This window comes from Psychrobacter sp. UBA6739 (assembly GCF_002453835.1).
Lineage (GTDB): Bacteria > Pseudomonadota > Gammaproteobacteria > Pseudomonadales > Moraxellaceae > Psychrobacter > Psychrobacter immobilis_A.
In genome coordinates this window covers 52,636-62,117 of sequence record NZ_DKHR01000061.1, presented here as the reverse complement: position 1 = coordinate 62,117, position 9,482 = coordinate 52,636, and the positions used below count along the sequence as shown (strand labels likewise).

At 42.8% G+C, this 9,482-nt stretch carries 10 protein-coding genes and 2 tRNA genes; 7 read left to right on the top strand and 5 right to left on the bottom strand.

Annotated elements, in window-relative coordinates; translation table 11 throughout:
* The first annotated feature begins 1 nt into the window (after window position 1).
* The 5 genes from B2575_RS13350 to B2575_RS13330 all read left to right on the top strand — a co-directional run bounded on the left by B2575_RS13350 (window position 2) and on the right by B2575_RS13330 (window position 4,573).
* The gene (locus B2575_RS13350; RefSeq protein ID WP_296242637.1) at window positions 2-940 is read left to right on the top strand and encodes a ribose-phosphate pyrophosphokinase; all 939 of its coding nucleotides are present in this window, start codon (window positions 2-4) and stop codon (window positions 938-940) included.
* A 423-nt stretch (window positions 941-1,363) separates the two neighbouring features.
* Window positions 1,364-2,038: a 50S ribosomal protein L25/general stress protein Ctc gene (locus tag B2575_RS13345; protein ID WP_045443278.1), complete on the top strand. Its 675-nt coding sequence runs from the start codon at window positions 1,364-1,366 to the stop codon at window positions 2,036-2,038.
* A 196-nt stretch (window positions 2,039-2,234) separates the two neighbouring features.
* On the top strand, window positions 2,235-2,816 hold the full coding sequence (gene pth / locus B2575_RS13340; RefSeq protein WP_198330760.1) for an aminoacyl-tRNA hydrolase: 582 nt from the start codon (window positions 2,235-2,237) through the stop codon (window positions 2,814-2,816).
* 100 nt (window positions 2,817-2,916) lie between these two features.
* Window positions 2,917-3,297, top strand: coding sequence for an aspartate 1-decarboxylase (gene panD, locus B2575_RS13335; protein WP_296242635.1), 381 nt, complete (start codon window positions 2,917-2,919; stop codon window positions 3,295-3,297).
* Window positions 3,298-3,592: 295 nt separating this feature from the next.
* Complete coding sequence (locus B2575_RS13330) at window positions 3,593-4,573, top strand: calcium/sodium antiporter (protein ID WP_296242634.1); 981 nt, start codon at window positions 3,593-3,595, stop codon at window positions 4,571-4,573.
* A gap of 62 nt (window positions 4,574-4,635) precedes the next feature.
* Here B2575_RS13330 and B2575_RS13325 read toward each other — a convergent pair whose 3' ends face one another.
* The 3 genes from B2575_RS13325 to B2575_RS13315 all read right to left on the bottom strand — a co-directional run bounded on the left by B2575_RS13325 (window position 4,636) and on the right by B2575_RS13315 (window position 5,884).
* Window positions 4,636-5,289: an RDD family protein gene (locus tag B2575_RS13325; protein WP_296242632.1), complete on the bottom strand. Its 654-nt coding sequence runs from the start codon at window positions 5,287-5,289 to the stop codon at window positions 4,636-4,638.
* A 241-nt stretch (window positions 5,290-5,530) separates the two neighbouring features.
* Window positions 5,531-5,607: transfer RNA gene (locus B2575_RS13320), tRNA-Arg, on the bottom strand.
* Between the two features lie 187 nt (window positions 5,608-5,794).
* Window positions 5,795-5,884 (bottom strand) — tRNA-Ser (locus tag B2575_RS13315).
* Between the two features lie 356 nt (window positions 5,885-6,240).
* Between B2575_RS13315 and B2575_RS13310 the strand changes: the two genes are divergently transcribed.
* Window positions 6,241-7,047, top strand: coding sequence for a hydroxymethylpyrimidine/phosphomethylpyrimidine kinase (locus tag B2575_RS13310; protein WP_296242630.1), 807 nt, complete (start codon window positions 6,241-6,243; stop codon window positions 7,045-7,047).
* Window positions 7,048-7,157: 110 nt separating this feature from the next.
* On the opposite strand, the gene B2575_RS13305 is transcribed toward B2575_RS13310, so the two are convergent.
* Window positions 7,158-7,727: a YggT family protein gene (locus B2575_RS13305; RefSeq protein WP_060490268.1), complete on the bottom strand. Its 570-nt coding sequence runs from the start codon at window positions 7,725-7,727 to the stop codon at window positions 7,158-7,160.
* Between the two features lie 152 nt (window positions 7,728-7,879).
* Window positions 7,880-8,713, bottom strand: a complete 834-nt coding sequence (gene proC / locus B2575_RS13300) for a pyrroline-5-carboxylate reductase (RefSeq protein WP_198332257.1) — start codon at window positions 8,711-8,713, stop codon at window positions 7,880-7,882.
* A 218-nt stretch (window positions 8,714-8,931) separates the two neighbouring features.
* Here proC and B2575_RS13295 point away from each other — a divergent pair, with 218 nt between their 5' ends.
* A complete protein-coding gene (locus B2575_RS13295; protein ID WP_201552492.1) occupies window positions 8,932-9,444 on the top strand; it encodes a GNAT family N-acetyltransferase in 513 nt (170 codons plus the stop codon).
* The last annotated feature ends 38 nt before the right edge of the window (window positions 9,445-9,482 follow it).

Below are 9,482 nucleotides of genomic sequence, written 5' to 3'. Positions count from 1 at the left end.
TTTGGCGATTTTTACGGGTAATGCCCACCCTGAATTAGCAAAAACCGTAGCCGATCATCTCCATATACCTCTTGGTAAAGCTGACATCACGCGTTTTTCTGATGGCGAAATCGCCGTAGAAATCAAAGAACACGTGCGCGGTAAAGACGTGTTTATCATGCAGCCAACTTGTGCACCAACCAATGACAATTTGATGGAAATCATGATGATGGCGGACGCTTTGCGTCGCTCTAGTGCGGGTCGCATCACAGCAGTCATGCCCTACTTCGGTTATGCCCGTCAAGACCGTCGCCCTCGTTCAGCTCGTGTACCTATCTCTGCTAAAGTCGTCGCTGACATGCTAAACATCGTCAGTATCGATCGCGTGATGACGGTTGATTTGCACTCAGATCAGATTCAAGGCTTCTTTGACATTCCTGTAGACAATATCTACGGCACGCCTGTATTGCTTAACGACCTACAAAAACAAGATTACGACAACATCATGGTTGTTTCACCTGATGTGGGCGGTGTGGTGCGTGCGCGCGCTATGGCTAAACAGTTGGGCGATACTGACATGGCGATTATCGATAAACGCCGTGCCCGTGCCAATGAATCGCAAGTCATGCACATCATCGGCGATGTTCGTGATCGTGATTGCGTCATCGTTGATGACATGGTTGATACTGCGGGTACGCTATGTAAAGCAGCTGAAGCATTAAAAGCAAACGGTGCACGTCGCGTATTGGCTTATATTACGCACCCTGTCCTATCAGGCAACGCGTTACAAAATATTAGCGAATCTGCGCTAGACGAAGTCGTTGTTACTGATACGATTCCATTGTCTGAAGCGGCAAAAGCCTGCAGCAAAATCCGCCAAGTGAGTATCGCACCGATGCTTGCTGAAAGCTTACGCCGTATCAATAACGAAGAATCTATCAGCGCCATGTTTGACGCTTAGATTTTTAATGAGCACTCTCTCTACTTTCTGTTGGCAATGCTCGTTATAAAACACTGCTTAAGTTTAAAAAAAAGCGTCAAGTATCTTTACTTGACGCTTTTTTTGCCTATTGGTGTTGCACAGTCATTTTGCGTAGGTCTTTATTATTACTACAAAATCACGTATAATGCGCGCCTGTGCCAACCATTTGTTCGATTTAATTAGGTTGGCATTCTCAAAAGTGCTGATCATGCCCAAAAGTAACGATTGTCATGATAATGACTATCCAAAAAAATCGTTATGATGAGCAAATGGCTACATTTAGCAATTGTGAATTTTATTAGCAATCATAAATGTTAGCTATCATCACGTATTAGTGGATTGGTCGCAAATCCACTTTTTTATGACCAGACACTTCATCATTCTTTTTATAGGATTATATCCATGAGCATTAATCATTTTGAACTAAACGCTGTTGATCGTTCTGCTGAGCAACAAGGTAAAGGTGCGAGCCGCCGCCTACGTAAGCAGAATCTAGTTCCTGCTATCATCTATGGTGGTAACGAAGAGCCAACGTCTATCTCTATCAAGATCAACGAGCTAGTAAAGTCACTTGAATTCGAAGCGTTCTTCTCACACATTTTGACAATCAATGTTGATGGCGTAGAGCATCAAGCGGTTATCAAAGACTTGCAACGCCATCCAGCTAAAGGCTTCCCAATGCATGCTGATTTCCAGCGCGTTGTGAAAGGTCAGAAAATCAACATGAACGTTCCTGTGCATTTTGCTGGTCGTGAAGAAGCGCCTGGTACTAAAGCTGGTGGTGTTCTATCAACGCTAGTATCTGATATCGAAATCGTTTGCCTACCATCACAATTACCTGAATACCTAGAAATTGACGTATCAGGCATGGAAATCGGTGATCTATTCCGTCTATCAGACATCAAACTACCTGAAGGCGTTATCATCTTTGATCTTGACATGGAAGATGCTCACGACCGTACTATCGTTAACATGCAGCCACCAACGGTTGAAGAAGTTGACGCAGACGCTGAAGAAGTTGATGCTGCTGACGTACCTGCTACTGAGCAAGGCACTGAAGACAAAGACGGCGAATAATAAACCACGGTTACATAGAGCACGCAACCTAGCGTCTGCTATGTAATACAAGGTTTGTTTAGTCAAAAAACAGCAGGTGATAAATATCTCCTGCTGTTTTTGTAAGTAAGGTTTGAAAAATAACAGATATGCTATGAATAAATAGCATAATCGCAAACCTTATGCCCCATTTATTCAATTTAAGCAGGGTGTTTTTATGGCCATAAAGCTTATTGTCGGTCTTGGTAATCCTGGTCAGCAGTATATGTTTACACGTCATAATGCAGGGTTTTGGTTTGTCCATCACTTGGCTCAGCAGTTCAACATTACCCTCTCTCATGATAAAAAGTTTCATGGAGTAACAGGACGTGGGCAGATTCATGGGCATGACGTACGTCTATTGATGCCGCTCACCTTTATGAATAAGTCTGGTCAGTCAGTGGTGCCGATGGTGAAATTTTATGGCATTGAAAATGATGAGTTACTGATTGCTCATGATGAGCTCGATATTCCAGCTGGCAGTATCAAACTTAAGACGAATGGTGGTCATGGCGGTCATAATGGTCTGCGTGATATCACCCCTCATATCGGCAACGACTTCCATCGTTTGCGTATTGGTATTGGTCATCCTGGTCATAAGTCTAAAGTTAGTGGTCATGTACTCTCAAAAGCTGCGCCCGATGAACAGATTGCCATTGATAGCGCTCTGACAGCAGCATTTGAAGCGCTACCATTATTACTAAATGGCGATATTGAAAAAGCACGTTCACAAATTAATGGCTTCAAACTGCCAGAATAAAATCATGCTTTAACTATAATAGCCTTTTATTTTAGCAAGTTATCCCCCATTAACCTTTTGATTTGAATCATTAATCTCAGTTACGCTAAGGAAGCAACCTATGCTACTTAATATGCTTAAATGCAAATTACACCGTGCTCGCGTCACCCATGCCGAACTTCATTACGAAGGCTCATGCGGTATCGATGGTGATTTATTGGATCTTGCTGGTCTGCGCGAAAATGAGTCTATCGATATCTACAATGTGACCAATGGCAAGCGCTTTCGCACCTACGCTATCCGCGCTGAATCGGGTTCTGGTATCATCTCGCTAAATGGTGCGGCGGCTCACATGGCAGATTTAGGCGATATCGTTATCATCTGTGCCTATGCTCATTTTGATGAAGTAGAAGCGGCAACCTACCAGCCAAAACTGGTGTATTGCAACGAAGACAACACCGTAAAAGACACAGCAAACATCATTCCGGTACAAGTGGCTTAAAGCACCGGAACACCGAAGGTTTTTGGATAAAGCAAGGATAAATAATCGACTAAGCTGTTGAAGTTATTCTTATTATCCAACCAAAACCGCTATGCTAATATGAGAGCTGAATCTCCATTCTGATTCAGCTTTTTTTTATGCCATTTTTATATGGCAAATTCACATTTTATACCACTCTTAAAAGATGAAGTCGTCAGAAAAATAAATGTCAGCGCTATGTTTTTAAGCTAAATGAGTTTGACACGGCTAAGCGTATTTTTAGGTTTGGTATTAACACTAATAAGGAAACAGACTGATGTGGTTGGCAGTTATTGCAGTATTGATCGGACTAGCTATTCTTGTTTGGAGTGCAGACCTTTTTGTTGATGGCGCCACTGCCTTAGCAAAAAAATTCAACGTCCCTAGTTTCTTAATCGGTGTGTTGATTTTGGGTGTGGGTACATCCGCCCCTGAGATGGTCGTGTCAGTATTGGCGGCACTAGAAGGCAGCCCTGATTTGGCATTAGGCAACGCTTATGGCTCAAACATCATCAATATTGCGCTGGTATTGGGTGCAACCGTATTGATTAGCCCTATTATCATTCGTAAGGGCATTATCAAGCGTGATTTACCTCTATTGGTATTGATTACTATGGTCGCCGCATGGCAGCTGCGTGATGGGCAATTAGACCAAGCAGATGGTATTGTGTTGATAGCGCTGCTGGTCGTGACTTTAGGCATTCAGATTGTACTAAGCTTACGTGAAGGCAACCATGAGCACGAAGGAGAACCCATAGCAGAAAGCATCGATGCTGAACATATCGAGCAAACCCTAACACGGGGACTCATCAGCTTAGTTATCGGCATGCTTTTACTGGTCATTAGCTCGCGAGCTATAGTTTGGGGTGCGGTAGAATTGGCAACGCTTTGGGGCGTGAGCGAACTAGTGATTGGGTTGACGATTGTAGCTGTGGGGACCTCGTTACCTGAGCTGGTATCGAGCTTATCAGCCGCCCGTAAAGGCGAACACGACATGGCACTGGGTAATATTATTGGCTCTAATATATTTAACACCTTGGGCGTCGTTGGTCTCGCAGCGCTTATAGCGCCAATCACAGTCAGTCCAATCATCTTATCGCGCGATATAGTGGCGATGGGATTGGTCACCTTGTTACTCTTGGTATTGTGCGGGTTTGCCTTTATGAGTAAGCGTCCATTCGGTCGCACTTCTGGGTCGACTTTGGTCTTATTCTTTGTCGGCTATACTTTATGGCTGATACAAACCGTCAACCTGTAACGCTTAAAGTGTATTAACAGACCTTAAAATGTATGAACAGACTATGGCGATGATAATGTGGTTTATTTTCCTTGCTTGCGATTTCTAATCACCCGCCATAGTCCTTCATTCTCCGTTTTTGGCATTTTTAAGGTGATGGTATTCGATAGCATATCTTGCACTGCGATACCACGTGGGTTAAAGAGGCAAAAAGCATAGTTAAAGACAAAGCCCAAAAAGGCACTGGTCAATAAAACAGCACGCGAGCCATCGATGACACTACCAATGATACCAAATATAAGTGGCATAATACTGGCCGCTAAAATCCGCTTAAATGACTGTCCCCACGTTAGCAAATGACCATTGCTATTGACCGTCTTTAACCGCCAAGTCTGCATACCTAGTGTCTGTCCACCACGACGCCAAAATATCCCATAGAATCCCACTAACGTCAGTATAAAAGACGGCGTCATAATCACGTTTTGATACCACGTTGGCAGCGACTGCGCTTGAGAAGAGTCTGTACCGGTATTCATGGTCAGCAATGTACCAATCACGGTTAGCAGGGTACCGACCAAAAACAACAACGCTAAAATCAACATGCCATCATAAAGAATCGCTGCCATACGGGTACCAGCTTTGGCAATCGTCAGCTCTTCAACGTCAGAGGCATGGTGTGCTGAGGCTTTAGTTTTAGCAGCAGATTTGGTAGGTCGTTTAGGTAAACTTTTTGACATGGTACAAGCTCATAGCAAGCAGTGAATAGTGGCTCTATTGTACCGTAATTCACTGTCTTATCGTACATTATCCTAAGATGCCGTAAGTCATATAACAATGTGGTATAACCATGTCGTATGACTCATCAGCTCATAAGACTATCACACAGAAATTGCAGACATAAAAAAATCGCCAAGTTGTCATAAGACAGGCGATTATTTTAAGTTTTCTTTAACTGGGTTAAAGAAGTGATGATGCAAATGGTGCGCTTGGAGAGATTCGAACTCCCGACCCCTTAGTTCGTAGCCAAGTGCTCTATCCAACTGAGCTACAAGCGCGTACTTTGCATATCATTTACTGCGTTGTTAAGAAACAATTGCAGCAAATTAGGTTGGTTATTATATAGATAATTTCGCTTGTGTCAACATCTTTTTTTATCAAAATCAAATTATTTTTTGCTTTAATAAAACAGAAGATTATTAACGCTTTTATATCGCGTCACTACTCTACTAAAAACCGAATAAATGGAGGTGAAGGAGGGATTCGAACCCTCGATACGCGCAAACGTATGGTTCCTTAGCAGGGAACTGGTTTCAGCCACTCACCCACTTCACCAAACGACGTAAGACTTTTTAAGTTCTAAAAAATAGTATTATTGCTGATAATACGTCTTATCCCGTGGGCGAGTATTATAGCAAAGCCAAAACGAATTGCAAGCACTGTCTACAAATTTAATGCAGTTTTTATCATATTTATTTGTTTATATGGTTTCATAGCCTCTTGAGCAACCCAAATATCAATAAACACTAGTAAAAACGATGTTTAAGTTAGTCAGCACGCTCTGGGTTGTTGTTAATTGATTGATTAATGGATGGATTGTCTATGTACCATCTCTCACCTACTATGGCTTTTTTAGCAGTGGGTGTCTATAGTATTTGTTACTCATTTTAGATTATGTCAAAGGAATTTTTATGCGACCAGTGGTACTGTGTTTTTCAGGATTAGACCCCTCAGGCGGCGCTGGATTACAAGCGGATATAGAGGCCATCGGTCAAGCAGGTGCGCATGCTGCCATTGCTTGTACAGCTATTACCATACAAAACTCGCAGCAAGTCTTTGGTTTTGAAGCTTGTGCAGCAAATTTGGTAAAGGATCAGGCCACCGCAGTGCTCGATGATTTGCCTGTTGCAGCTATTAAGTCAGGTATGTTGGGTACGACTGATAATATCGCTATGCTGACTCAATTGTTTGCCGAGCACCTTATCACCGCTGATACGCCATTTGTATTAGATCCCGTATTGGTTGCCAATAGTGGTGGCAGTTTGGGCGATGAAAAGACGCTCGTTAGCGCATTTAGAGAGCTGTTACCATACGCGACCCTTATCACACCGAATACTCATGAGCTACGCGCATTAAGCGGTGAGCAAGACTTACATATTGGCGCGCAAAAATTATGCGCTCAAGGCACCTATGCCGTATTGGTAAAGACCTCACATGACTTTGATAGCGGCGATATAGAGCAGTATTTGTATATAAAGGGTGAGATGGTACATAAAAGCACCTTGCCGCGCTTAACGGGCGAATTTCATGGCTCTGGCTGTTCGCTTGCCAGCTTTATCGCTGGGCGCTTAGCAATGGGTGATGCGCTTATCGATGCAGTAAAGGCAGCAGACAGCTGGATTACCCAGACGCTGCGAGCCGCTGATGCACCGCACCCTAATAATGAGCAAGCCCAATTAATACCCAATCGTTTTATAGACTTTCAACATAACCTCTAAATAATTAATAAAAAAAGGGCGCTCTATATCTCATAGAACGCCCTTTTTTAGATAGCTACTGGTAATTTTAGATAGCGGCTTTCAAGTGATTATTAATTCATTAATCCAGCTCAACCCAACATCGGCATGAAGCTCGCGGCAAAGCCACCAATAAACATCTCAAGCAAAATAAAAGCAATGAATGCGACCATTGGTGATAAATCAATCATACCCAAGTTTGGCGTGATTCGACGAAATGGTGCCAAGATTGGCTCCGCTAAATTAACAATGATACCAATAATCGGATGCTGAGATTGGGTAAATACCACAATCCAGCTGACAATGATGGAACCAATGACGAGATAGCGACACATACGTAAAAAGTCTAATACCAAGCTGATAGTACCAGTGAAAAATAACGGTACAGGAGCGATACCTTTATGGGTCAGTGCTGCTTTTCCAGAGATATCGATCAAACGAATCAAAAACATCAAGACGATAGCCGCAATACTGATACGCCCTTGCCCGACGGTTGGAAAAATACGCCCAAACACGTCGACAATGTGCGTTGCTTTGTAGGCAGGCGCAATCATGGGATTGCTGGCATCCATCCCTGCAAATTGCAGCATAAAGCGAATAAACACCAACATCATGGCGAAGGTGGTGACCAAATCAAAGATTTGAAATAACATGTTGTTCATGAAGTGCTACTCAATGTGACATTATTAACAGGTTTTGGGATGACGACTGTCATTGCTTGGTACTTGGTATTGGTGCTTAATATTGCTGCTTAGTATTACGGCTCAGGCGCGTCATGCGCTTTTAGAAAATATCGCGCCTGATATATGGATGATTATTTACTCATCTCTTCACTCAAGGCTTGGCTACGGTCATAGCAGGCCTGCATAGCCTCAACGATTTGACCACCGATATCATTGGCTTGCATTGACTCAACAGCGGCTTGGGTTGTCCCATTTGGCGAGGTGACCTTGCGACGCAATTCGGCAGGTGCATCCTCACTATTCATCGCCATTTTTGCCGCGCCTAGCATGGTTTGCATAGCGAGCGCTGAAGCCTGCTCTTTATCCAAACCTAAAGCCACTGCCCCGTCAATCATGGATTCAATGAAGTAAAACATATACGCTGGCGCTGATCCTGATACGGCGGTTACCGCATGCATGTGTTCTTCATTATCGACCCACATGACCAATCCTGATGCTTCCATCACCGCCGTTGCTAACTGCTTTTGTTCAGCAGAAATATTATCAGTACCGTACAGACCCGTTGCGCCCATTTGAATCATTGCAGGGGTATTTGGCATCGCACGGACGATATTGTCATAGCCACCCAACATGTCAGATAAAAGCTCAGTCGACAAACCTGCTGCCACTGAAATTACCAACTGCTTGTCTAAGACATCCGCAAAGCTACTGACTACCGCTTTCATCACTTGCGGCTTGACCGCCAGCACCACAATGTCAGCATCGATAATGGCAGCTTTTGCATCAGCAGTTGGATCAACCGTATTCAGTCCTTTAGCAGCCAATTGCGCGCGCGCTTCACTGCTAGGATCAGCAACGGTAATTAAACTCGGTTTGACACCGCAGCTAACAAGCCCGCTAATCAAAGCCTGCGCCATATTTCCGCCACCGATAAAGCTGATTTTCTTATTATCTAATACTGACATACATGTCTCCTATTCAAAAATCCAAAGGTACTCAAACTAACATAATGATAGGTAAAATGACACTCAGTTTACCATACTGCTACTGGCATCGTTTGATAAATTGACGGCATCTAACCCGGTTGTAAGCTTCATCGAACCACTGAATTGCCATGGACTATTGCTCAACCAAACGGTTAAATTAACAAGGGCATTATATAAAATCAGTGACGGAGAGTAATATGTTTTTCATTCGTAAAGCTAACCCAAAGGATTATGCAAACATTGCTAACATTCACTTCAAAAGTTGGCATGCCGCCTATTTAGATTTGCTACCAGCGTCCTACATCAATGATAAAAACAACTTATGTAATAAAACAAAAATGTGGCAGGAGTTAATAGCGCATCCTGATGTTATTGTCTGGATAGCATATGATGTTCATAATAATAATTTGGGGTTTATTGGCTACTTCATTAATAATAAAAATTATGAAATTACCACGTTGTATGTTTTGCCCGACTATCAAGGATTGGGTATAGGCACTCAATTAATGACAGCATCATTACAAGCCCTCTTAGAATCTCATATCCATGCCCATTTTTATTTATGGGTATTAGAAAATAATGTGGCTGCTATTGATTTCTATCAAAAATTTGGCTTTGTAGCTAATGGCGAAAAGAGTGAAGAATGCTACAAAAGCATGCCAATAATAGATATCAAAATGGTTAGAAAACTTGTTGACCTAATGCCCTAGCCCTAGATAACCTAAACCTCCTAAAATATTTAGGTTAC

Excerpts from the sequence above, each read along its gene's own strand:
- B2575_RS13345 (WP_045443278.1), top strand. The coding sequence starts at position 1,364 with ATGAGCATTAATCATTTTGAACTAAACGCTGTTGATCGTTCTGCTGAG.
- pth (WP_198330760.1), top strand. The coding sequence starts at position 2,235 with ATGGCCATAAAGCTTATTGTCGGTCTTGGTAATCCTGGTCAGCAGTAT.
- panD (WP_296242635.1), top strand. The coding sequence starts at position 2,917 with ATGCTACTTAATATGCTTAAATGCAAATTACACCGTGCTCGCGTCACC.
- B2575_RS13330 (WP_296242634.1), top strand. The coding sequence starts at position 3,593 with ATGTGGTTGGCAGTTATTGCAGTATTGATCGGACTAGCTATTCTTGTT.
- B2575_RS13325 (WP_296242632.1), bottom strand. The coding sequence starts at position 5,289 with ATGTCAAAAAGTTTACCTAAACGACCTACCAAATCTGCTGCTAAAACT.
- B2575_RS13310 (WP_296242630.1), top strand. The coding sequence starts at position 6,241 with ATGCGACCAGTGGTACTGTGTTTTTCAGGATTAGACCCCTCAGGCGGC.
- B2575_RS13305 (WP_060490268.1), bottom strand. The coding sequence starts at position 7,727 with ATGAACAACATGTTATTTCAAATCTTTGATTTGGTCACCACCTTCGCC.
- proC (WP_198332257.1), bottom strand. The coding sequence starts at position 8,713 with ATGTCAGTATTAGATAATAAGAAAATCAGCTTTATCGGTGGCGGAAAT.
- B2575_RS13295 (WP_201552492.1), top strand. The coding sequence starts at position 8,932 with ATGTTTTTCATTCGTAAAGCTAACCCAAAGGATTATGCAAACATTGCT.